General features: G+C 70.4%; 1 protein-coding gene. It reads right to left on the bottom strand.

The annotated features are described in order from the left end of the window. Positions 1-253 (bottom strand): transposase (locus tag IH68_RS0149255; RefSeq protein ID WP_030950417.1); only part of this gene is annotated, 253 nt, incomplete at both ends.

Genomic DNA, 253 nt, shown 5'->3' with positions numbered 1-253 from the left:
AGTGCGACCCGGTTCCAGAGCAGCGACGAAGGAGTAGGGCCACCCTGGAATCATCTGGGCCGAGCCCCTGCCCCGACCGTACGTGTGGCAGAACAGCCGGTCCGGGCTGGTATTCGCGTCCGGCCGCAGCCAGTTGCTGACGTCGACTGCCAGGACCAGCCGCCCCTCCGCCGTCCGCGGAAGCGGCAGTCCCACCAGCGCCCTGCGCAGCCGTGCCACATCCAGCCGTCCGCGGTTCAGCCCGCCGTACAAC

The organism is Streptomyces sp. NRRL S-646 (assembly GCF_000720765.1).
GTDB lineage: Bacteria > Actinomycetota > Actinomycetes > Streptomycetales > Streptomycetaceae > Streptomyces.
The sequence above is the reverse complement of the archived record's forward strand: the minus strand, read 5'-3'. Positions and strand labels throughout refer to the sequence as shown.